Source organism: Aliiglaciecola sp. 2_MG-2023, assembly GCF_030548145.1.
Taxonomy (GTDB): domain Bacteria; phylum Pseudomonadota; class Gammaproteobacteria; order Enterobacterales; family Alteromonadaceae; genus Aliiglaciecola; species Aliiglaciecola lipolytica_A.
Window position 1 is genome coordinate 1 of record NZ_JAUORY010000034.1, and the last position, 23,489, is coordinate 23,489.

The 23,489-nt window shown below is 40.5% G+C and carries 26 protein-coding genes; 6 read left to right on the top strand and 20 right to left on the bottom strand.

Annotation, left to right across the window (positions count from 1 at the left end):
• Positions 1–130: 130 nt before the first annotated feature.
• From Q4567_RS20940 to Q4567_RS21025, 18 genes are all read right to left on the bottom strand, one after another.
• Positions 131–463 carry a type II secretory pathway protein gene (locus Q4567_RS20940; RefSeq protein WP_303502210.1) on the bottom strand — a complete coding sequence of 111 codons (333 nt, stop codon included), beginning with the start codon at positions 461–463 and terminating at the stop codon, positions 131–133.
• Positions 464–554: 91 nt separating this feature from the next.
• Entirely contained in the window at positions 555–1,376 is an 822-nt protein-coding gene (locus tag Q4567_RS20945) for a prepilin-type N-terminal cleavage/methylation domain-containing protein (protein WP_216050470.1), read from the bottom strand.
• Positions 1,376–1,981, bottom strand: coding sequence for a prepilin-type N-terminal cleavage/methylation domain-containing protein (locus Q4567_RS20950; RefSeq protein WP_216050471.1), 606 nt, complete (start codon positions 1,979–1,981; stop codon positions 1,376–1,378). Before Q4567_RS20950 ends, Q4567_RS20945 begins: the two co-directional genes overlap by 1 nt.
• Positions 1,968–2,501, bottom strand: coding sequence for a prepilin-type cleavage/methylation domain-containing protein (locus Q4567_RS20955; RefSeq protein WP_303502213.1), 534 nt, complete (start codon positions 2,499–2,501; stop codon positions 1,968–1,970). Before Q4567_RS20955 ends, Q4567_RS20950 begins: the two co-directional genes overlap by 14 nt.
• Positions 2,502–2,543: 42 nt before the next feature.
• Complete coding sequence (locus tag Q4567_RS20960; protein WP_303502215.1) at positions 2,544–3,056, bottom strand: prepilin-type N-terminal cleavage/methylation domain-containing protein; 513 nt, start codon at positions 3,054–3,056, stop codon at positions 2,544–2,546.
• Positions 3,057–3,177: 121 nt separating this feature from the next.
• Positions 3,178–3,771, bottom strand: a complete 594-nt coding sequence (locus Q4567_RS20965) for a prepilin-type N-terminal cleavage/methylation domain-containing protein (protein ID WP_216050589.1) — start codon at positions 3,769–3,771, stop codon at positions 3,178–3,180.
• Between the two features lie 161 nt (positions 3,772–3,932).
• A complete protein-coding gene (locus Q4567_RS20970; RefSeq protein ID WP_216050473.1) occupies positions 3,933–4,463 on the bottom strand; it encodes a hypothetical protein in 531 nt (176 codons plus the stop codon).
• A 30-nt stretch (positions 4,464–4,493) separates the two neighbouring features.
• Positions 4,494–5,723, bottom strand: coding sequence for a type II secretion system F family protein (locus Q4567_RS20975; protein WP_303502217.1), 1,230 nt, complete (start codon positions 5,721–5,723; stop codon positions 4,494–4,496).
• On the bottom strand, positions 5,710–7,491 hold the full coding sequence (locus Q4567_RS20980; protein ID WP_216050475.1) for a GspE/PulE family protein: 1,782 nt from the start codon (positions 7,489–7,491) through the stop codon (positions 5,710–5,712). Before Q4567_RS20980 ends, Q4567_RS20975 begins: the two co-directional genes overlap by 14 nt.
• Positions 7,491–8,699, bottom strand: a complete 1,209-nt coding sequence (locus Q4567_RS20985; RefSeq protein WP_303502220.1) for a lipopolysaccharide assembly protein LapB — start codon at positions 8,697–8,699, stop codon at positions 7,491–7,493. The genes Q4567_RS20980 and Q4567_RS20985 overlap by 1 nt, the downstream gene beginning before the upstream one ends.
• Positions 8,696–9,601: an ExeA family protein gene (locus tag Q4567_RS20990; protein ID WP_216050477.1), complete on the bottom strand. Its 906-nt coding sequence runs from the start codon at positions 9,599–9,601 to the stop codon at positions 8,696–8,698. Before Q4567_RS20990 ends, Q4567_RS20985 begins: the two co-directional genes overlap by 4 nt.
• Positions 9,602–9,605: 4 nt before the next feature.
• The gene (gene mshL, locus Q4567_RS20995) at positions 9,606–11,264 is read right to left on the bottom strand and encodes a pilus (MSHA type) biogenesis protein MshL (RefSeq protein ID WP_303502222.1); all 1,659 of its coding nucleotides are present in this window, start codon (positions 11,262–11,264) and stop codon (positions 9,606–9,608) included.
• Positions 11,254–11,598 carry a hypothetical protein gene (locus tag Q4567_RS21000; RefSeq protein WP_216050479.1) on the bottom strand — a complete coding sequence of 115 codons (345 nt, stop codon included), beginning with the start codon at positions 11,596–11,598 and terminating at the stop codon, positions 11,254–11,256. The genes mshL and Q4567_RS21000 overlap by 11 nt, the downstream gene beginning before the upstream one ends.
• Positions 11,588–12,268 (bottom strand): type II secretion system protein GspM, encoded by a 681-nt coding sequence (locus tag Q4567_RS21005; protein WP_216050480.1) that lies wholly within the window; start codon positions 12,266–12,268, stop codon positions 11,588–11,590. The genes Q4567_RS21000 and Q4567_RS21005 overlap by 11 nt, the downstream gene beginning before the upstream one ends.
• The gene (locus tag Q4567_RS21010; protein ID WP_216050481.1) at positions 12,265–12,870 is read right to left on the bottom strand and encodes a PilN domain-containing protein; all 606 of its coding nucleotides are present in this window, start codon (positions 12,868–12,870) and stop codon (positions 12,265–12,267) included. The genes Q4567_RS21005 and Q4567_RS21010 overlap by 4 nt, the downstream gene beginning before the upstream one ends.
• A complete protein-coding gene (gene pilM / locus Q4567_RS21015; protein ID WP_303502226.1) occupies positions 12,860–13,795 on the bottom strand; it encodes a type IV pilus biogenesis protein PilM in 936 nt (311 codons plus the stop codon). The genes Q4567_RS21010 and pilM overlap by 11 nt, the downstream gene beginning before the upstream one ends.
• 278 nt (positions 13,796–14,073) lie before the next feature.
• Positions 14,074–14,631, bottom strand: coding sequence for a hypothetical protein (locus Q4567_RS21020; RefSeq protein ID WP_252729419.1), 558 nt, complete (start codon positions 14,629–14,631; stop codon positions 14,074–14,076).
• Positions 14,631–14,843 carry a hypothetical protein gene (locus tag Q4567_RS21025; RefSeq protein WP_303502229.1) on the bottom strand — a complete coding sequence of 71 codons (213 nt, stop codon included), beginning with the start codon at positions 14,841–14,843 and terminating at the stop codon, positions 14,631–14,633. The genes Q4567_RS21020 and Q4567_RS21025 overlap by 1 nt, the downstream gene beginning before the upstream one ends.
• A gap of 85 nt (positions 14,844–14,928) precedes the next feature.
• Between Q4567_RS21025 and Q4567_RS21030 the strand changes: the two genes are divergently transcribed.
• Positions 14,929–15,711, top strand: coding sequence for an outer membrane beta-barrel protein (locus Q4567_RS21030; RefSeq protein WP_216050484.1), 783 nt, complete (start codon positions 14,929–14,931; stop codon positions 15,709–15,711).
• A 5-nt stretch (positions 15,712–15,716) separates the two neighbouring features.
• On the opposite strand, the gene Q4567_RS21035 is transcribed toward Q4567_RS21030, so the two are convergent.
• Entirely contained in the window at positions 15,717–16,511 is a 795-nt protein-coding gene (locus Q4567_RS21035) for a caspase family protein (protein ID WP_216050485.1), read from the bottom strand.
• A 327-nt stretch (positions 16,512–16,838) separates the two neighbouring features.
• Between Q4567_RS21035 and Q4567_RS21040 the strand changes: the two genes are divergently transcribed.
• The 4 genes from Q4567_RS21040 (at position 16,839) to rlmF (ending at position 20,645) form a co-directional block, all read left to right on the top strand.
• Positions 16,839–17,876, top strand: a complete 1,038-nt coding sequence (locus tag Q4567_RS21040; protein WP_303502233.1) for a hypothetical protein — start codon at positions 16,839–16,841, stop codon at positions 17,874–17,876.
• Positions 17,873–18,955 (top strand): hypothetical protein, encoded by a 1,083-nt coding sequence (locus tag Q4567_RS21045; RefSeq protein ID WP_216050487.1) that lies wholly within the window; start codon positions 17,873–17,875, stop codon positions 18,953–18,955. The genes Q4567_RS21040 and Q4567_RS21045 overlap by 4 nt, the downstream gene beginning before the upstream one ends.
• The gene (locus Q4567_RS21050) at positions 18,955–19,383 is read left to right on the top strand and encodes a hypothetical protein (RefSeq protein ID WP_216050488.1); all 429 of its coding nucleotides are present in this window, start codon (positions 18,955–18,957) and stop codon (positions 19,381–19,383) included. Before Q4567_RS21045 ends, Q4567_RS21050 begins: the two co-directional genes overlap by 1 nt.
• 359 nt (positions 19,384–19,742) lie before the next feature.
• Positions 19,743–20,645, top strand: a complete 903-nt coding sequence (gene rlmF, locus Q4567_RS21055) for a 23S rRNA (adenine(1618)-N(6))-methyltransferase RlmF (RefSeq protein WP_303502237.1) — start codon at positions 19,743–19,745, stop codon at positions 20,643–20,645.
• 453 nt (positions 20,646–21,098) lie between these two features.
• Here rlmF and Q4567_RS21060 read toward each other — a convergent pair whose 3' ends face one another.
• Positions 21,099–21,626, bottom strand: coding sequence for an HPP family protein (locus tag Q4567_RS21060; RefSeq protein ID WP_216050490.1), 528 nt, complete (start codon positions 21,624–21,626; stop codon positions 21,099–21,101).
• Positions 21,627–22,140: 514 nt separating this feature from the next.
• Between Q4567_RS21060 and zapE the strand changes: the two genes are divergently transcribed.
• Positions 22,141–23,331, top strand: a complete 1,191-nt coding sequence (gene zapE / locus Q4567_RS21065) for a cell division protein ZapE (protein WP_303502240.1) — start codon at positions 22,141–22,143, stop codon at positions 23,329–23,331.
• Positions 23,332–23,489 lie beyond the last annotated feature (158 nt).

Genomic DNA, 23,489 nt, shown 5'->3' on the forward strand with positions numbered 1-23,489 from the left:
CATGGCCTGAAGATCATGCTACAGATTTATGATTGTAGGCGGTGGCTTTAGCCCTGCAATGTTGATAGCCAATTCGATAGGGAATATTCCATGGCCTGAAGACCATGGTACAGATTTGCGGTGGCGATTCTTATTCCACAATTGCATCAACCGCTACTGTGCGACTGGCAGTCACCTTTCCTGCAGTGCAAATTCCGGTACTCTCAAAATGGTAATACTGGGTGGTTTCGTCGACAAACCCTGTGGTTAGGGTACAACTCGAAACACTGAGGCAATTTTGCAAACCAGGCACGGAAGCAAATGAAAAGGTACTCAAACTATCACAGCTACCAGAACCATCTTGAGTCAGTGGAAATGCTTCTTTAATGTTGCGCTCCATTGATGATTGGGCAGCATGTAATGCTCTAGCACCATAAACTTCATGAATCACTGAATCTGCTGAGGCGCTTAAAAGTTTGACCATGGTTAAACCTAAAATGGCCATGACAATTATCACAAACAACGCAATTATGATCATGCTCCCGGATTGTCTTTTAGGGCTGCTTTGCGCTGATTTAAGGGACATTAGGAATATGTATCTCGTTATTAAAAACAACGAGCTCCTCATTCAATTCGAATCTTAACAGGGTAATCACAAAAGCATTGCGGGTTAAACTCGACTCTGCAATTCGAAATGGCAAATCTTGAGTTGAACCGGACAAATCATTTTGAATATTTTCCGCCATTAATACCGCTCCAACAAGAGATGTTGATTGAGTACTAGAGGTTGGATACTGTTGTTTACGATAGAGTTTATTGTCGGTAATACAAAAACTGACTGGAGCACCTGTAATATATGCTCGTGAACTGGGTGACTCAGTTTCAAATTGTTCGCTGGATGCCAAAGGTACCAACAACTTTTTAGAATCTGCCGGATCTAATTCAGGCTCGCCCCCCAACAGAAACCTACGATCAGAATCAGCATAAACGTCATCTACTGAGGTAGGATAAACGATAATGGATTGACCACTTTCATAATTATAATCATTGATGGCTGCATCGGTCGCAATCAGTTTCACTTCATCAGCAGCAGGTTCTGGCGCTACAGGTAAATCAAAATAGAAACTACTAAACAAAATGGGGGTAAATTCCAAACATTGAATTGAACTATTACCAGCTATTCGTAAGCTATTTGGAAGCGCATTATTTATTTCTAAGTTCATTCGTTGCACAGCAAAACGACCTTGGCTTAACAATTTGTCTCGCTCAACCACGTCCACATATATTTCTGTTCCGGTGCGAATAAAACCTGCGATCCCAACAGACACAACACTTAATACCACCAGCACCGTGATTAATTCAATTAATGTAAAGCCCTTATGTTTGCAGCTTGCCATTAATAATTACTCCGATACGTCGAAAACTGGAGAGTTTCACCACTTGGTGTAGTCACATTAACTAAAATCAGCTTGGATGACTGATCATTATCTGTAATGCCATCCATATCGCCGTCGTAGGTGACCAATACCGATACACTGAACCCTGCATATAAGTTTTGGCCATTCACTAACAGTATTTCACCTAATGAATTACGGATAATTGCATCGGAATAACCAGCTCCTTGCTGCAAACCATGATAATCATCTACATCATCGAAATTTGAATCGGGATAGCTCCGAAACTCTGAGCTATCAGGGCCAAAGTTGCCTATCGCAGTGCAAGCAGACTCACCGGCATCATCAAAATCACCATCATCATTTAAGTCATCGTTGCAACGAGTATTGTTCTGACTATTTTCGTCATAAGCTTTTGCAGTAATTTCTCGAATAAGCGTATTAGCCAGCTCTGTGGCCCGCACTTGCATTATAGGATCAACACTTTTGCGGGCTTGAGGAAATATCAAACTGGTAATAAAGGTCAAAGCAATAGCAAAAATCACAATCCCGATAATCAGCTCTATTAAGGTAAACCCCGTTTGATTTTTAGCACTATTCACAGGCATGTATATACCCCTGTGATTCAATGCATACCGACACCGCACTTTCGCCCTGTAAGACTACTTCAATATCGTTAGCACAAAAACCACTGCCATTGTTTGCGCAACCAAATCGGTTAAACAGTATGCTACCGCCACCACTAGTGATAGTTACATTATCAGCATCCATCTCGTCTATATTAGCGACAACATACGCAGCGTCTTCGGAGGTATCTATCGTCGTCGCACAAGAAAGTGCTCTGCTGCTGTTTTTATAAACAAGTGTAGGGGGACCGAAAGAAGAGTTTGCTCCTGTAAACACGTTTACTTGGAAGCAATAACTGTCGCGAGTATCGTTCATTGCACGTTGTTGCATAGTGCGTAAAGAAGAAATGAGTCGCGCTTGGTAGGTGTATTCAGCCAAGCCCCCGCCAGTTTGGAAGCGAGGAGCTACGACTACGGTAAGAATACCAAGTATAATAATCACCACAACCAGCTCCACTATTGTGAAGCCAATTGCACTTCTAATATTTGATGATGTTCTCACCGTTATTCATCTGCAAAAACCAGTTTTACTTGGCTTTGCTGATTAACAACCAGTATCGACTACTGTAATAACAGGTGCGCTATTTGCGTTAGCCGCATCAGTGTAGATAACGTGACATTCATCGTCAGTGTAGTCTGTAATTGCTGAACCAGGTGCAATCCCAAAAGATCCAGCATCAGGCGTAGTATCGCCTGCAGCACCAACCACAAAATTGAAGTCAGTACCAATATCCAACTGTACCCAACCGGCTAGCATTGCTTCTGTCATCAACTCAGCATCTGGGTAACCAAAGTCAGTTTGAACATCAACACCACTGACAGATACTTCTGACGTATCATCACCAGCATTGGCAACAGTTTGCTGACCAGCGATCGCTGATTTAGCATAAACCAGTTGTGCGCCACTTTGCATAGCCGCTTTCACTCCCTTGAGAGTAGATGCGGTAGCATCACTGCTTAAGTCAATAAATCTTGGTGCGGCAGTCACAGCCAAGATACCTAAGATCACAATGACTATGATCAATTCTATTAATGTAAATCCGCGTTGTTGTTGCATGGTAGTATCCTCATTTTAAATTCTATAATGTCAAAATTTCAATCTGTTTTAAACAACGATATAGCTAATATAAGTATGTTTAACTATACACAGTTATTTTTTTTAGTTATTAGGCTTTAGTTTAATTATTACTAAAAACAACAACTTGGCCAATTCTAGGGTCGTATATAAAACCGTTACCTGAATTTCTATCAGTCGGTTCTACCGTTAAATTCTTAATCGTTTGAGTCAGGTAGTAGAAACATAAGTCGTTACCACCAGAACCTTGTCCGTCACTCGAATTAGTGAAATAACGATAGTCTTCAAAAGGCAGATCATTCCAATCTGAAGAGATTGTAGGTGCACTTTGCATAATCAAATTAAACGTACTTTCACAATCTAAGTTATTAATATTGTCATCTTCACTACTAGAGTCATTACTGAGTTGTCCAGTGGGGTAGCCTGTATCTTTGTCAATTCCGACTTGCACACCATCAATCACCACAGAAGTACTATTTGTACCAAAATTTTCCTCTGGGCGTCCCTCTAATTCCCAAGCAGCTCTGACTAAACCAACACCTGTCGCAAAACCACCGGCCACGCCTTCAACAGTCGCATCTTCAGCGTCTTTAGTGATATCTAACATTCGTGGCAATGCGGTAGCTGCAAGCAACCCCAATACTATGACCACTACGACCAGTTCGATGAGGGTAAAACCTCGTTGTTTAGTTTGCATGATTAACCCACCTTTTAGCTGATTAGAGGTATTATTTGAAAAATTCATAATTGACCTCCATTTAGTACCTATTATTAATTTATATAATTAGTTTGTCACAATTTATTTTCGTAAATTATTGTATTTACGTTAATTTTCCCGAGCCCAAGTTTCATTTATCGTTAACTTTTTAAGGCGCTCACTTGTCCCGTTGCTAACTGATATTCAAAATATGGTCCAACAGATAATCTAAAACGGCATTTTGCATCATCTACGGCATCTTCAGGATCCGTATCCGAAAAATACTCTGCATATACCTTAAACCCTTCCACACTCATAGAAACATTGAGAATGGTTTGCCATAACTTGCCACAACCTTCAGTGCTAGGTGTTGCTTTAGGGTAGCCATTTAAACCCATTTCAATCGGTCGCCTATCTTTTTCAACCGCTTGGTTATCGTTATCAGGCTGCGACTCATAATGCACCAACACGATAATTCTCGGGCGACCTTCGGCCTGCCATTGCCAATGTGAGTTAGTCACACTTTGTGAAAAACGTTGTTGTAAGTTTTCCATTGCAATGTATTTCATGTCAGGCGAACTATTATTAAAGTACAGCACAAAACTAGTGAGAATAGTAATAAACACTATTAACACAACAATTTTGCCGAATAGTTGGCTGCTACTTTCTTGTCCCGCCTGATTTTTATCCAATTTCTTTCCTAATTACGCGCTTTGGGCTAACTATCTGCCTTTATACGCCCCCATCATTTCCCACATTGGGGTAAAGATACCTAAAGCTAGAATTAGCACCATTACCGCCACAATTACGATTAATATAGGTTCAATTTTAGACGTTAAGCTCTTTAAATCATAATCTACTTCGCGTTCGTAATAGTCAGCTACCTCAGCTAGCAGCTCGTCAACCCGCCCGGTTTCTTCGCCAACGGTTATCATTTGCATAACCAAAGGCGTAAACAATTCACTTGAATGGGCCACTCGAGATAAACTTTCACCCTTTTCGATACTGCGCCGCATATTCAAGATTCTTTCTGACATATAGCGATTATCAACCGCATCAGCAACTAAATTTAGCGCTGCAGTAAGAGGAACACCAGACACCAACATCATCGAGAAACTACGCGCAAAACGTCCTAACAAAGTACGTTCTAGAACACCGCCAATGACCGGTAAATTCAACTTGCGCTTATCCCATTTATAGCGTCCGACATCGGTGTTTAAATACCGTCTAATGGCGTAAATCACGCCACCGATGACAATTAACATAAACGGCCATTTAGTTAAAAACATATCCGACATGCCGATCAAAAATCGAGTCATCAATGGAAGCTCTGCGTCGAACTTTTTAAACATGTCGGCAAATACGGGAATGACAAAGATGTTCATTACAATTAAAGCGGCAATTAATGCGAGAACCACGAAAAATGGATAACGCATTGCTGATTTAATTTGTTTACGAGTTTCTTGCTCGCGAATTAAATAATCGGATAGCTGTAAAAATGCATCGTCCAATTTACCGGTGTTTTCCCCCACATGGACAACTGAAACAAATAATTGATTAAATATTTCAGGATGCTGATGCAATGCAGATGACAGCGTCCGTCCACGTTCCAATTGCTCAACAACGTCTTTCAACGCCATTTCCATGCGCTTCGAATTAGTTGAATCTGCTAACCCATTTACCGCACGCAATATGGGTATCCCTGCACGAGTAAGCGAATACATTTGGCGGGAAAAAATAACTAAATCTTCTAAACTAACTTTAGGGGTGAAAAAGTTAATTTCATTACTTTGTTTTTTAGTACCACTTTGCTCGGTACTTTCATAAATATTTAGCGGAGTTACGTTGCGACCAAGCAATATTTTTGCAGCGGTAGACTGATCTACAGCTTCAATTAGGCCGCTGGTTAACTCACCATTAGATGCCCGTCCAGTGTAATTAAACTGAGCCATCTACCTCACCTTCGTTATTTGTACTCTTGTGTTCTTCGTCGTGTTCTTGGTCTTGATGAGTTATACCCTCACTTTCAGCAACCATTTCCACCAACCTGAGCACTTCCTCTACAGTGGTAAAGCCTAATTTGGCATAAGACAATGCGACACTGGCTAAAGGTGAATATCCAGGACTATTTAATGCTGCATGACTGAATGCCACTGTGTCTGAGTTTTTCAACGCATCCATCATCGGCTCGGTCATCTCAAGCAATTCAAATACCCCAAGTCGACCACGGTAGCCTTTTTGATTGCAGCTTTGGCAACCAGCCCCTTTTTTAAATGTGGCCGTTTTAGCACTGGCATCGATATTCCCCAACCAAAACATTTCTTCTTCATTAGGGGTATATTCTATTTGGCAGTTATCACAAATTCGTCGTACCAATCGTTGCGCAATAATTGCTCTTAAAGAACTTGCGACCAAATACCCAGGAGCGCCCATATCCAAGAGTCGAATGGCACTGCTTATCGCGTCATTAGTGTGCAAAGTAGATAATACTAAGTGACCTGTTAAAGCACCTCGCAGGCCAATTTCAACGGTTTCTGCATCACGCATCTCCCCCACCATGATAATGTCAGGGTCTTGACGAAGGGTGGTTCTTAAGATGTTAGAAAAGGTCAGATCGATTTTGTTATTGATTTGAACCTGATTGATTCTAGGTAAACGGTATTCCACAGGATCTTCGACCGTGATGATCTTGGTATCTGGCTTATTCAGCTCACTCAATGCACCGTATAATGTCGTAGTTTTACCGGATCCGGTTGGTCCGGTAACCAAAATCATACCGTGGGGGCGTTGCAATAAAGTCCGCAATCGACGTAGCAATGGACCAGGCATACCTGTCTGTTCCAAGGTTAAAAGTCCAGCCGATTGATCGAGTAAACGCATTACCACAGATTCACCGTTTTGCACCGGCATTGTCGACAAACGAACATCAACGGTGTGGCCTTTGATGCGAACTTGCGTTCTACCATCTTGGGGTAAACGTTTTTCAGAAATATCTAACCCGGACATTAATTTTAAACGCAGCACTAGTGCCGAGGCGATATTCTTTTCTTTAATAATGGTTTCTTGCAACATGCCATCTACACGTTGGCGAATCCGTAGCAAACCTTCATCCGGTTCAATGTGGATATCCGACGCTTTAGCCTGCACCGCATCTTCAAAAATGGACTGTAACAGCCTAGCAACTGCGGTGTCTTGCTCTGATTCTAAGCCACTTGCGAAGTCAAACTCATCTTCGTTTTGATATTCTTCGGCTAGCTCTTGAGCAAATGAAGCAATCTCTTCTGTTCGTCGGTAAAAGCTATCGTAGGCTTCAAATAATTGAGCTTGGGAAACCACCGCCAGCTTTAGCGGTTTAGTCAGTAACGAAGATAGCGCATCGACAGCATTAATATCAGCCGGATCACTCATACCAACCAATAGGTGGTCGCCTTTGTCATCTAACACAATGGCACGATAACGACGAGCTTGCACTTCTGGTAGTAGCTTCACACTTTCAGGCTGCACCCGGTATTCAGGTATGCTTATTAGCGGTACTTTTAAATGCTGGGATAGAAAAGTCAGTAGGTTATGTTCAGAAACAAACCCTTGCTCAACCAGCACAGCACCTAGCTTTCTACCGGACTCACGCTGAGCTGATAACGCTTGCATGAGTTGCTCTTCGGTTATAATGTTGTTTTGAACCAACAAGTCTCCGAGACGTATTTTAGCTTTAGGCTGCATTATTTAACCTCTGCCAAATAGCGTATTCTTTGCTCAACAAATTCTTCAACCTCAACGGACATTTGGGATAATTGTTTAACATGTCGATAGGCTTCTAAAGCCTCACTCATATTACCTAGTCGCTCTTCTACCACAGCCAAACCAAGCCACCATTTTGCATTCGCTGACTGGCTTTTAGCTAGCTGTTGATAATCCAGTTTCGCCTGTTCAAACTTATTCGCTTTTTGCGCCAATGTTGCTCGATAAGCTACGTAGTCGGGCGCTTGAAAAGCAGATACAGTGTGTGCCATTAGCAACTCGAACCCTTGCACAGGTTTTTTTAGCTGGTCGTATAATCTCGCCTGCATAATTCGCAGTTCTAAATTTCCAGGATATAAATCAATGCCTTTTTGCAGCGTTTTATCAGCTTTGTCATGATTCCCCTGAGCAAATAACATCGACGCCAATCGTTTTCTGGCAGTAGTATTCTCAGGCGTTACCTCAACAAGTTTCTCCAGTAAGTTTATTGCAGTTCGATCATCCCCTCGTTTAAGGGCGATTTGAACTTGTTGCTTTAACTGTTCTTTATCAATTGCAGTGTCGCTAGATTTCATTTCGAAGACACCGTCGACAGTGTCTAGATTCTCTAATTTCTCAGACTCCTGCGGTTTTGATGCAGACTTCATTTTTGTCAATTTTTGCTCAACATCGGCTATCGACACAGATTCTATTTGGGTACTTTGCTGATCGTCTTCTACTCGCTGAACAATTGCATTATTTGCAGACTGCAGCAATTCATTATCTTCAACCTGCACGTTTGCTTGAAGGTTACCAGTGCTTTGAAGCTGCCCTTCAATAACATCTTCATTATCCAGTTGATTGAGCTGTTCTAACTGATTGCCAAGCTGTAATTCAGGATTCGTTGAATCCATCAATCTCTCTGCGTCATGAACAACGTTTGCTTGCTGATCTTGCTTCTCAAGAGGCTGTTCTTGGATATTTTTTTCAGTCTCGGCCGCAATCTCAACAACGTCTTGCGACTGGCTCTTTTGCATAAACAAATTGTCTTTAAACAACCAAATAGCAAAAGCAACTATCAATATCGCGATTAAAATATAGATGGATGCCAACGTCTTTTTCTTTTCGTTTGAAGGGCGATAATCTGCTGAATATTCTGGCTCAGCTTTGCGCTCTTCCAGATCTTGTAGCATTTTATTAACGACACTCATAACAGCCAACTTTCATAAGCAAATGTTGCCGCTAGCGCTAATAAAATCAAACCGGCAATAATCAAGATTAGACGTAGATGTTTGTTTGGCAGCAGCGCCGCTTCCGTATCGTTGATAGCTAAACGAATGTGTTCAAGGGATACTTCTTTTTTGCCTTCACCGTAGGCCAACATCAATGCTTTATGGCACAAGACATTGACAATTCTTGGTGTTCCTTTACTGGCCTTAAACAAGCGTTCACAGCACTTTTTGCTGAATAACTCTTGGCCTTTATATCCGGCTACAGCCATGCGATGACGCACGTATTGGAATACTTGATCAGCATCCATCAAGCGCAAATTGTATGAGAATGTAATACGCTGTTTTAGCTGACGTAGTTCAGGTAACGCTAGTTTTTGATCTAATTCAGGTTGGCCAAACAAGACCACTTGCAATAACTTTCTAGACTCAGTCTCTAGATTGGTCATTAACCTTAACGCTTCAATACTCTCCATTGGTAAAGCCTGAGCTTCATCAATAATCAATACTACCCCTTTGTTTTGTTGGTGTATGTGAATGAGGCGTTGTTGAATACGGTGAGTAAACTCTTGCTGATCAGAGTGATCCGTCAAAGCAACATTAAGTTCACTGGCCACTGATCTGCGCAGTTCAGCAGGGCTTAGAAATGGATTGGGAATGTAGGCAGTAACAAAATCACCTGGCAATTCATTTAACAGCTTACGGCATATCAAGGTTTTTCCGGTTCCCACTTCGCCTGTTACTTTGATAAAACCTTCGCCGGTTTTAAGCGCAGTAACTAACACAGCTAGCGCTTCTTTGTGACTCGGTAAGCCAAAGAAGTAACTGGTGTTAGGCGTTAATGTGAACGGTAATTCCTTTATACCGTAATGGTACAGGTACATAGTGTTATTCCACGTATAACCAATCAGCCATCTGGTCGCGACTTTGCTTTAATTGTTGCTTCCAAGTATTTGCATCGACTACAGTTGGCTTGAGTAAAATGACTAGCTCTTTTTTAGTTTCAATATCATTTTTACTTTTAAATAGATTTCCCAATAACGGAATATCACCCAGCAACGGCGTTTTTGAATCTGATTCGGAGACTATTGATTGCATCAATCCACCTATCACTACAATCTCACCAGAATTTGCATGAATCACCGTATCCGATTCGCGAATGTTGCTCTGAGCTAAAGGCAATACGTATCGCTCTTCGTTCAAGGTGATGACTTTCTCTTGCTCATCGGTTTCGATTACCGATGGGTGAACATGCAATAATACGCCGCCCTTGTCATCAATTTGAGGAGTAACGTCCAATGCTATACCTGAGAAGAAAGGAGTAAGTTCAATATTTGGTGTGACCGTTGTGGTGCCTGAGGTAATGGTATTTTGATTAGACACTTCGGTTACAAAGTATTCATCGTCGCCCACTTTGATGACCGCTTTTTGGTTATTGGTTGCTGTCACTCTAGGGCTAGATAACACTTGTACATTACCTTGGGTTTCAAGCAATGTTAATACCCCAGAAAAGTCTTCATTTAAAAACGATAAACTGGTGACATTACCGATAGCAGCACTGATTTGATTACCAAAATTTCCAGCTGTAGTAGAAAAGTTTACTTGTGTACTGCCGCTATTACTGTTGGCGATTTGATTCCAATTAATGCCTTGTTGATATTCATCACTTAATGAAACTTCGATGATTCTAGCTTCTAGCACTACTTGTCGTTTTACGATCTCTTCAGATACTTTTAAGTATTCTTTCACGCTGCGGATTTCGCCAGGCATCGCGCGAACAGTAACTAATCCAGCTTGCGGAGTCACCATTACCATACGCCCTTCTTCAACCCCAACCATTGACTGTAAAGTCTCTTTCAACTCAGACCAAAAATCGGTTTCAGTTCGTGTACTGATATTAGTGCCATTCGTATTATTACTACTTGAGCCACCACCAATATTATTGCCCGTGGAAGAGTTACCACTGAAATTATTGACGCTACTGGTGTTAGAGTTTTGGTTATTTTCACTTTGCGTTACCCCACCAGAGGCAATACTGGTTTGCGTTGCACCATCACGCTGCATCAACAGGTAATTAACAGGAAAGGTTTCAGTTCGCATGCCAGAAGGAAATACGCGAAAGATTTGATCGAATTTCTGTACATCATAACCGTATAAATCGGACACCAATTCAAACACTTGCTCGAGTGAAACTTGCTTCAAACTTAACGAAATGGCACCTTTCACCTCAGGGTGGACAGCAACGCTGTAAGGCGTACCTTCAACCAAACCGGCGAAAAAGCTGACAGCATCGACGGCCTTAGCACTAATATCGTATTTCTCTTCATCAAAAAGTGGATCTTCACTTAAGGATTGGCCCGGCAACAACGCTTGGCTTACCGCATCGGGTAAATTGTCTAGCGGCATGCTTTGTTTATCCCGCATCGCTTCAACTTGTTGCTCCATAGCTTGGTCCATGGATTTTTGAGCGGGCCCAGTTTCTGAGGTCGATTGGCAGCCAAATAGTGTCAGCGCTAATCCTAGAAGTACAATTTGCTTAGAAGTCATTGGATGCATCTTTTTTAATTGAGTATTGATTTAATAACAAATCTGTTTCACGGCCGTCTACGATTAGAACGACTCCGTTTTTATTGATTTTTTTCACTTGGTTTCCTCTCCAACTCTGTCCTTCTAGCACAGACTCGCCATTTATGACGGCGACCTTACTGTTGCTCTTGATAAACACAGCGGTTAATACAATAGGCGCTGGACCATTTTCGTCCTCATTGCTTTTAGTGGTTAACAAGCCCGCCCCTTTGGGTTTAGTTGGATCAATAAGCTGTTGTGCGCCAAGTACAAAAGACAATAGTAATCCAAGGCATAAAGTGAATTTACGAATCATTACGAACTCCAATAAATGCACGACTTGTACTTAGCGTATAAATTTCAATTTGCACTAAAGCATCCGGATATTCTTCAACTTTGTACTCAAACTTTTTCCAATAAAACTGATAAGGCAAGGCTTCTACTCTTTGTAGGTATTTTTGAATCTCAAAATAGCCACCTTCCAGAGTCATTTGCACACCATGTTGATACAAATTCACATCCGTTAACTCTTGTTCCTCTTCTAATTTCAGTAAAGGAGTCGGCGCTATAGAGTGCATTTCAACTAACTTGAGCTGTTCAAATTGTGCAAACACTTGTTCTAACAATATAGGCATATGCGACGCTGGCACCAAATTTTCAGTTTGCGCATTCAACGCCTCATCGGCTTTGGAGATTTTTTGTTTAACGCTTTTCAGACGCGCTTTAATGGATGCATCGGGATCTTCTTGCAAGGTTTGCTCTAATAATGCGATTTTGGCATCTAAACTTGCAGCTTCATTAGTTTGCCGCTGAATTTCCATTTTTTCGCGATCCCATTTTTCTAAAACGGGTTCGACCATCAATACGTATCCACCTAATAATATTACCGACAGTGTAGCTATAATTGTTAACGCCCGCTCTCGGGTCGTAAGGGCGGAAAATTTAGCAAGCAAATCAGTATATTGACTTCCTATAGACTGACTCATTGCCCTTTCCCCTTCATATCATCAAGGTTTGAACTGAGTATAAACTGTAATTGCTGTTTGTCATTTCGAAACATTCGAGTTCCGGCGAACTCAGTATCCGCAAAATAACTAGCTTGATTTAATTGCGATACCCATTGAGGAAGTGCTTTGGAATCAGTAGTGGCACCTTCAATATAAAGGCTACGTTCGTTCAATAAGATATTGGTTAACCACAAATTAGTATGGTGATTTTTCGCCAGATCTACCATTAGACTTGAGAAGCCGTTACTCCTTTGCGTTTGACGACTATCCAATTCATTTAAGATGGTGCGTTTCATGGCTAATTCTTGCTGATGTTTTTCCACATCGGCCACAATCGCAGCACTTTGAGTACGAGTATCTTTCGCTTCTATTAAAGATTTGGATAGTTCTTTTTTCTGGGCAATTTGTGCAAGCAATAAATCCGTTTGTTGTTCAGCGTTAGCATGTGAATTACTTGCCCATAACCAAGCCGTCACAATACAAATGATAGACAAAATGGCCAATCCTAAAAGAAAATTCAAATTCAGAAGTATAATTTTGAATTTCAAATCTTCTCTAAAAAAATTGATTCTAGTTTTCATTGGCAATTCCATTTTTCTGCACGAAGGCCGCGCCTAAACTTCCAATGAAGCTGCTACGGTATGTTAACCCTTCAACATGAGGCACCTCGACATGGATAGGTTCCACTGTCATAAAAGTTAACTGTTGCATCATTTGCGCTAATTTATCTAAGTGTGGAGATTCGATTGCCAATAGAATTTTCTTAACCGGTGCTTGCCGAAGTTGACTCTCAAAATAATCCATTGAACGTTGAATTTCTACGCTCAGATTATCGCCAACTCCCATTTGTAATTCTTCTTCGCTAAATGTAGGTAAGTTTTCATACCCACGCAAACGTCGAGAAAAGTAGACCTGACCATGTTTGATAATATTCAGACATATCTCCTGCCCCGATTCCTGAACCAAAGTAAGTATCGCATCATCACTAGACTCAACAATATCGGCCATAATCAGCTCTAGAATACTGATACTCTTCAATTCTAGACCAGCATGGAGTATGCCGTCGGTGAGCTCTTCAACTTTATCTTTGGCCAGTGCGACAACATTTACCTTATTTGCCCCAGCGCTTTGCACCGGTAATTCGAAATAGTCGACGACAATTTCCTCTTGGTTTGGCATGAGATCTTTCACACTCCAAACTAACGCTTGTGCCAATTCGTCGTCACTTACTTGCGGCTTTTCAACTTGTTGAATCTGATATTTGCTTGGACTTAGCACCACATGACAAGGAGTATTTGTTAACGATTCTTGTGAAACATAATTTTGAAGGTGTTTTTGCCAATCGTGGACAGGCAATAGGTGCTGTTTTACCCAAGTGATATTTTGCTTATCATCATTCAATACAGAAACTTGAATAGAATCGTCGCCAAATTCAAGCCCTATTGAATAGAACTTCGATGGTGTTTTTAAGCGCTGCTTTAGATATTCTCGCCAACCTGCATGCATAGTTCACGTTTTTATATTTTATTTGTTATCAATCTATTACAGCAAACTTTAACCAAAAGCGCTATATATAATACGCTTTTTTAAATTCAACTTTTGGGTAATATTACACCCCCAACAACTTTGTAGCTGTATGATTTTTATCCATTTAGCTGTTTTAATATCCTTTGCGTTTATTTCGAACACAAACGTCTAGCCCATAGGTACCACTGTTAACTCAACGACATAGGATTATTGAGAGTTGTAGAAAAGCATAAAAATCGTGATTTTTAGGGATTAGTTCAAGATTCACAGATACTGTTGCCATTACCCGCATAGAAATTCAAAAGCCGATTATATTTTTCTGGATTATTCCATTTTTCCCGAATGTTACATATGTACGGGTAAAAAGTGCGAACAAATGCCCGACCATCTGTATCAAAGAACTGTTCTGCAGCGGCATCGTCACACAAGTCTAATTCTCTACACAGTATTATCTGCTCATAAAAAGTGAAAATTTGGTCCAATGAACCCGCTAATGCATCTGCTTCAACCTGTTTATTTATAAAATCGTTATATTGGCTGGCAACATTCTCTGGTTTGATGGTTGAATCTGTTAATAATTGATTGATGTTATCAACATGGGATGTCATTGAGTCGGTAATTTTTAACCGTGCTTGCATCAATAAGCCATCACTATGATAACGCTCTACAAACGCCATACTTCGGTCAACACGCACTGCATCTTTATGTTCTAAGTATTGAAAGACACCAAAGATACCGCCGATAACCACAGCTAGAGCAGCAATCCATGTTCCTGCTACTTCCGCAATTTGCAGTCTTAGTTCTTGTGGATCCATTAAGGCTTGCAGACCGGTAAGCTTTCATTCACTAAACAGGGATCATAGCCTCTTCCCGTTTCGTCATCTGTATCACAACTTTCTTGCTGCTCGTTGCGACACTCGACTTCTTCTGAGCTATCATCGGTAGTCTTACAGCCGCCAATAAAACATAAACACAAGATGGTAAACAGAATCGATATCAAGGAAACTAAGGGTTTGTTTGAATTCATTTATGTTCTCTATTTTTTGCTATCTACTAACAATACTATTAGTCTTAGCTAATTGCACAAAAAAATAACAATAAGAGAGCATATAATGAACAATCGCTGTTTAGCAGGATTGCTACTAGTGCTAATAGCCTCGCCTGCGGCGTTTGCAAACTCTTCACTTAAAGACATTCGATTTGTAGCTGGCGCATCGCTAGGATATAGCACCTTTTCCTTTTCCGAAAAACTCGATCACGACATCAGCTTTCCTAGCGTCAATATTCCTGTCGCCGTGACTCTTGAAAACTGGCAATTGTCAGCCAACTTACAGACCACCTTGAAGGATGCTGATATATCCGAAGAAGAAGATACGGGTAAAGCATCTCGTGATGATCTAGACATCACATTAGGCTATCGACTATCAAAAAATTGGACGCTATTTGGTGGTTACAAATATGGCAACACCAAAATTCAATTTACTCCACGGGACATCGACGAAGAAGATCAACTTAACATTACCGATGAACGTTATCGACAAAAAGGACCATTTGTTGGGATAAGTTATCATTGGCAATTTGAGAAAGCTGGCAGTCTTAGTCTGTCTGTCGCTTTCGCAGACCTAAGGGCAAACAACGTTTTTTCTGAAAATACAGATGAAGAAGAGGAAGAAGAGGCAATAGAATTTGACGATCTAACAGGAAATGTTTCTGGTGACACCAAAGGATTTAGTTATAGCTTAAGTTGGACAATGCCGGTTTCCAGCAACTTACTGTTTCAAACACGTTTTAAGATAAATGACTATCAGCAAGATATCGATTATAACGGCGCTCAATTTAACGGCATCGATGAATCTTTTACTTCCTTGCACGTTGGCCTAGCTTACGTTTTTTAAGCCATTCAAAATACCACTATATTGGGGACTTCCTTGTTTTTGGGAGGGCTGAAATAGACCTCTCCAAGTAACGATGAATGTTCCCATGGAATTTGCCTATTGCGAGTTTCCTTTGCCACTGCCGAGCGGACTTTTTTAAATACTTCTTCAATCGAGATGCTTTCGGAAATGTATTTAAGTAGATGTTTAGTATAAACACCATTGTCGCTCCTGCCGTCTAACGCTATCCCTCCAGGCTCAGTGGCAAAGGCAATCAGTGTAGCCGACGGAGCTTTCACCGGAGCTAGACCTTGAGACACTAAAACGTTGCCACTGCCTTCAAAAGGATTATTACGACAAGCATCTAAAATCACAATGTTTTGTAACTCATTAGTACTTTTCATCAGTTCAAATAGATGGGAGAGATTATACAACTGATCAACAAATTCCTGTTCACTTTCAAACTGGATATTAAGAGGGATGAGGTAATTGGCATGATTAATTTGTATTGCATGCCCCGCATAATAAACAACGGCTAGCTTTTGACTGCCAGCAGCCTTAGCGACTTCTTCGTAGAACCCATTAATCCCTTGGCGTAGAGTCAACGAATTTGCGTCAGTTAAGGTGGTCACTCGAAAACCGAGTTCGAAAAAAGCGTCAGAAATAGCTTCCGCATCATTGAGGGTATTTTTTAAAGGCGCTACTTGGTAATTTTGATTGCCAATTACTAACGCAAAACGGTCGAGATTAACCCCATAGGCACGACCTAAAATCGAGTACAGAGTGATAACCGATAACAGAAGAAATACAATCCAGCGCATTTGACACCAACATTATAGAATCAGATATAAAGCATACTGGTTTATAGGTTAATACTCAAAGGTACGCTATTTACGATTCAGTAGGCTTACTCAAAGCAACACTTTATATTCTTCCCCCCCCAAAAAAAAAGAACAGTGATTAAAGAATATTGGTTAATGAGTGTGTGAAATTAGCGACATTGCGTTTTTTGGTCTATAACCAAAAGATGCAAGTTCAATAAGCAGCAGAAAGAGCTTCTAAACATTGTCATGTAGTTTCAAAGGAATTGACAACTAACATTGATTTACTGGCTATTGCTACCAGTAAAACTTGGGAGATACATGAGGATGGATAACCGTACCCCACGAACAATCGGGCAATCCTTTATACTTAAATTAATCGGATTGCTGATCTTTATAATTATAGTGTACTTAGCATCTCACATTACATTGATGCACACTAAGTCTAATCTAAATAGTGCAATATCTTGGCAGTATTTTGCGCAAATTTCTAAAATCGGCGAGGTCGATTTCAAAAACCTAAGTGACTTAGACTGGTACATTGACGCCCAGGAAAGTACGCATACCATAGGCAAAATTAGAGACCGTTCTACTACAATTTATGAACTATTCACCAAGACCAAAGCGCAAATTTTTCAATTAAAATCACACCTTAATGATCACCAACAAATCGTTCCTGTTGAGACGCTAGTCAATCAGGGAGCTTATGATGAGGCGTACATTCTAGTAGCTAACATTGGTACTAAACTAGCTGCTAGTAACTTATTACCTAACACCATTAAACAAAATTTGTTTGCTTTATCTAGGTTGAAACGTCAACAAATGATTGACCTACATACCCTATCCCCTCCTAGCAAACTTTTCATGTGGACATCTCCCAATTTATCTATGTTGGAGGTTCTCTTTTGGGCAGTCTTTGGAGTAATAACTAACTTATTGGTGAACTCCGCGGAATATCTTCGCAAACAGAACTTTAATCCGTTAGAGCGTTGGGTCGCTTATACCAAACTTATTTATGGACCTATTCTAGCCTTAGTCATGGTGATGGCAATTATGTTTGGTTGGTTTGACATTGGTCCGTATGAAGCCCGAGTTTGGACACTTCCATTAATAGGATTCATTTTTGGTTACGCTTCCAGACGCACAGCTTCGTTATTCGACAAATTAATTGAAAAAGTACTAGGAGCAGCAACAAGTAGTATAAATGAAGGACCACAAAAAATTTATGAGGAACGAACGAAATTACTTAGAGCCTTAAAAAGTGCAACTGAACCCAAATCTATCGACGAAATTAAACGTCAAGCTAAAGAGCTTGCCCACGGGTTAGTAGAATCTGAACTTGCGAAGAAGGATACTTCCAAATGAAAATACCAGTGAATTTTATTATTATAATCAGCCTAGTAATCTCAGTGAGCGGCTGTGCAACTCAGGCGGTGTTAAATCTCACCGACAGATCCGTTGAAAATCAAAAAATCTTAGCTCAACAACATGCCAATATTGCCAATGCTTTTAACCAACAACTATCGACTGAAGTGGAGATGGTTAAATTAGTCGGGTCTGAACTGAGCAAGCAGTGTGACGCTATAAACCAGAGAACTCACACATACGCTCAAGCTTTAATTAGTAATTCCAAACTTAAAATTAAGCAACGCTTTTATGAACAAGTAATTGAGTTTCAAAATAAAACATACCCACAACAGTTCAATACTGCATATGCTCCTTTAGAGGCTTCCTTTAAGGTTTATGAAGCTCAATTAAAAGAGCTTGAAAATGCACAAACCATAACGCCACTTGATGTGGATGTTAGTCGAAAAATAATAGTTAAAAAGACCCAAATATTAGCCGTTTCAGGTCGCCACTCTAGGGATGATTTGGATTTACGAGAGACCTATTTTGAGAAGATATTAAAATATAAAACGACTCTGTTCGATAATATTGATGCCCAATACACAATGATCAACCCACCAGCGGGGACAGATTGTAAGAGCTTCAATAATCAGGCTCAAGACATTGCCAAGCAACTGTTAAGCCTGCAAGCAAGTTTAGCTGCTCACTATGGTCAACTGGATACACTAAACGATCAACAGTTACAAACCTTGTTAACTTTAAAAAATAATGTTGATAGGTCTCCAATTTACGAACTAATTTTGGAAGGTGCTAGCGATAACCTCAAAACCAAATTAACAGCCATAAGCAGTAAGCTTAGTGGTCTATTGACGCCATTAAGCTCTACCTTTGACCAGTTTTTAGGGAAGCTGTCGAATAACGCATTTCAGAGTTTAGGTAACCTAACGGGCACGTTAAATAACCTAGAAACGAATTTAACTAAAAGTATTAATAATAAGTTCAGTGATTTAATAGACGAAATTCCAAATCATGTAAATAACTTAATCAATCAACACGCTGCATCACCTATGCCTGCTAAGTCGCAAGGAGAAGAATAATGAGAACCAGAAGATTAGTACCTAGTTTCGACGCTCTTCCGCCAGAGGCGAAAAAAATAGCGGATAATGCCAGACAAGAAATGGATGATTGGATCGATGAAAAAGTCGAGGCCTTAGCCGACGACATGACTACTGAGTTGAGTAAAGGTGTAGCCCTGCTGCAAGCACAAGTTTCCGAGATAGAAAGTGAGCTGGCCGAAAGCCGCAAAAGCATGGAGGCCATATTAGGACAAATAACCAAGCTTCAACAAGATATCACTCTGGGGGATGGAGCTGAAATCAACAAAGCCATAGAACTGACCCAACAAAGTGTTGAAAAAGTGAAAACTGAATTGGCCAATCGTGAGGCTAAATGGAAAGCCTTGGGCAATGGCATTGTTGATCAAGTGTCAGGTGCTATCGGTAAGGTCATTCCTATAAGCATTTGAGATAATAGGTTTATAGAAATTCACGGAACATAATGTATCCAGCAGATTATGAGTAAATTCAACACCTATAAAAAAGTCTCGCTTCAGCGAGGCTAGTGACTGGATATTGTGCAAACTATTTAGTCATGGGACAACGTAAAGAAACGACCCTCAAAAGGCCAAGTCCCATCACAGCCATAGTACTCGGCTCTGTTTCATCAACATGGCCTGGTTGTGCTGGGTTAATTTAGCTGTATTTTACCGACGCTGATTTCATCCACGAAAACAACAATCAAAGTGTAATAAGGGATATCATGATAAAATAAGTTTCAAGCTGACAATAGCTAGTTGCCACTTAAGTAATGAGTTAACTAAATACAATGCACACAAGAAACCTCCATAAAAACGGCTATGATTTTGCTCAGCTAGTTAAATTCGCTCCACAGCTCACAAACTTTATTATAAAAAAAGAAGGGAGACGAGCGACCATCAATTTCGCCGATCCCAGCGCAGTAAAAACCCTCAATCAAGCGCTGTTAAAACAATATTACAAGTTAAGCTACTGGGATATTCCTGAGGGTTTCTTGTGCCCTCCTGTCCCAGGAAGAGCGGATTACATTCATCATATTGCTGACTTAATCACTGCAACCACAAACAAGCAAAATGACGTTTTAGGACTAGATATTGGCGTGGGGGCTAATGTTATTTATCCCATAATTGGTAGTCAAACCTATGGCTGGCACTTTGTTGGCAGTGATATCAGCGACGCCTCACTGCAATCAGCAAGACATATTGTCGCCAACAACGACAATCTAAAAAAGCAGATCACTATTCGCAAACAACAGAATAGCCAGCATATATTCAAAGGATTAATTCAGCCAGACGATAAATTTACCTTTACTATGTGTAATCCCCCTTTTCACGCTAATGCAAAAGACGCATTAGCTGGAAACCAGCGTAAGAACCGTAACCTCGCTAGACATAAACAAAAAAGACAAGGCAGGGAGCAACGCTATTGCGAAGCGAACAAAACCCATCTTAACTTTGCCGGACAGCACAACGAATTATGGTGTAAAGGCGGCGAACCAGCGTTTATCAGTAAGATGATTATTGAAAGTCAGCAATTTGCCAAACAAGTGCAATGGTTTACCTGTTTAGTTTCCAAAAAAGAGCATCTAAATGCGATCTACCGGCAATTAAAGCAAGTCCAGGTCAAAGAGGTTAACACCATTGAAATGCATCAAGGTAGTAAAGTGAGCCGCTTTATTAGCTGGCAATTTTAAGCCAATTCCTGCAAAGTTTTAAGCCACTTTCTACAACGAATCGCAAAAGTCTTCATAGTAGATAAAGGAAAAGCGCAACTAAGTGCGCCTTCCATTTAGCTATACTGAATGTAAAAAAGATAAATAGTCTTAAAAAGCACCACTAGACGAACAAACCTGCTGAGCAGCTTTAAGCTGAGAGTTATAGTGGCAAGCGCCTAATCCCATACTACTCGCTTCGAAGTAGCCATTTTCGCAATCTCTTATTGTGTATTCATCACCATTGTTACAGCGTAGTTTTATCCACACACCATCACTGCTTAAATAGGTCGATAAATTCTTCTTGGCCGTTGACTGACTGCTATTACTACTGCTGCTACTGGGAAATTGCCCGTAGCACTATTTAACCAACAAGAATTTGTCTCAAAGCGCAAAGAAATAGGCTTTTTACAGATGCGGTTAAATTAACAATGATTAAAAAGTTTCCGCTAGTTTTACTGCCGAACCTTTCATTAATTGTTTGGCTCGCTGAATATCTTTTTTATCTTTGGTCTGCACAACGACCGACCATTGATTGTTCTTTCTTCCTTGCCTCACTTCATTGACCACTGAATCATGATCTGGTCTTAAAGAAGCGGCTCCTGCTACTAGCAGCCCCATAAAAGTGCCTAAAGTACCTGTTGCTATCATCAACATTATCGGACTAGAAACGGCAAATTGAATACCGGAAATAATCAAAGAAGAGGCCACTAATAAGCCGATAACTAAGCCGATTAATCCCAACATAATATGCGACGCCAACAATGTGCGACCAATTTGTTTAGTTTCAGGTTCGATTTTTTTAGCAAACTGTTTATCTTTCGGTGAAACCACTGCTACTTCGTCGCTGGATACGCCACCTTTAGTGATTAAGATTTCAGCTGTTTTCTTGGCTGTAGATTCATCTTCAAACACCCCTACTACTTTTCCCGGGTGATGTTCTTCATTCATTTTAAGGTTCATATCATTCTCCAACTACTTTTAATCCAGGTTTGATTAATCTTCGATTTAATAAAACTCAGATTTATTTATTCACTTAGCAATGTATGAGCAAGGTGAATGCCAGTTACAAGTAATCATAGTGAAGTGAGAAATGAGATTCCGACTCTATTCAAATAATTCCATTTTTTGACGGCAAAAGAGACACGTCAGATTATTAAGAAACAACAACAGGAATACTCTAAGCGATTGTATTAAATATATTTTATTTAAACTTACAATCATCTTGAAATATAAATTAAGCGCTGGGAGTTTTTCAACTAAGCGGACAGCAAATTTAACAGTAAATACTCACTAACCGCTATTTGGATAGTTAAAATAAGTAAACCAAGTGAAACATTTTCAAAGTGTGTAACTTTTACCCAGTGATAAGACCTCTCCCATCGTTCTGTGTGTTGGTCGAAATTCATTTGCCTAAACAGCTAAAAAATAGTTAAAGTTGGTTGGTTTTTTCAGTGCTAAATAGGAATAGTTAAAAATGCCTGATGGCGTCAGTCGGACTTCAACTCTGCACACTCCCCTTGCTGTTTATCGTTCGCAAATTGGCAGTAAACTTGTGGACGACCCATCGCAGTTAGAAGCAATAACGGCATTGAATGCGCTATTCTTAGAACTCACCAATCTACGTAGAGCAAATAGCGACATTCAAAAAGGGCTCTACTTGTGGGGTGATGTGGGCCGCGGTAAAACATTTTTGATGGATTTGTTTTATGATTGCCTTCCGGCTAAGGGCAAATTAAGACTGCATTTTCACCGTTTTATGGCACGTATCCATCAAGCCCTTAAAGAACATGCAGGCCAACAAGATCCGCTTGTGCAGATTGCCAAAGATCTGGCAAAACATAATCGTATCTTATGTTTTGATGAGTTTTTTGTATCTGACATTGGCGATGCCATGATCTTGGCTGGTTTATTCACCTGTTTGTTTGAACAAGGCGTTGTGCTAGTGGCAACCTCAAATATCCCCACCGAGCGTTTATACGAAAACGGCCTAGCCCGTCACAAATTTCTGCCTTGCATTGCTTTATTGCAACAACATACCCAAACCTTGCATCTTGCCGGTAAGCAAGATCATCGGTTACATGCACAAAATGTGGAAATTAACAGCACAGTTGATCAGTTCCTTTCAAATTACATTGGAGTTGGCTCAAGCATAGATTTGCCGACTATTTTTTCGGAGTTAACGCAGGCAATTCCGTTAACACAAATAAACCATTCCAGTATCGATATTTGTCATCGTCAGATCCCTGTTATTCAGGCTACCCAAAGGCATATTCAAAACTCAGTGGTTTGGTTCGATTTTGCCGCATTGTGCGAAGGCCCGCGCTCTCAACTCGATTACATTGAGATAGCATCGAGCTATAACACCCTGATGCTAAGCGGCGTGCCTCAACTAGGTGGCAAAGTTAGAGGCTGGATTAAAGCACGAGGCACAGAAGATGGTGTAGGTGAGAACCAGGCGACCACTACTGGTGAACGGGTTGTATCTTACGCGGTAAATGACGACATGGCGCGACGTTTTATCAGCCTGATAGACGAACTTTATGACCAAGGAGTCCGATTATACTTAAGTACGGAAGTACCACTTAACGAACTCTATTTAGAGGGGGCCCTCACATTTGAATTCCGCCGTACCTATAGTCGTCTAATTGAAATGAGCCGAGATTAACCTGATTTTTTTCATCATAAACGAGACACCCATGTTTATTCTCCCCTAAACAGGACACCCATGTTTAGTTAAACCTTAAACAAGACACCCATGTTTAGTTAACCCTAAACAAGACACCCATGTTTAGTTAACCCTAAACAAGACACCCATGTTTAGTT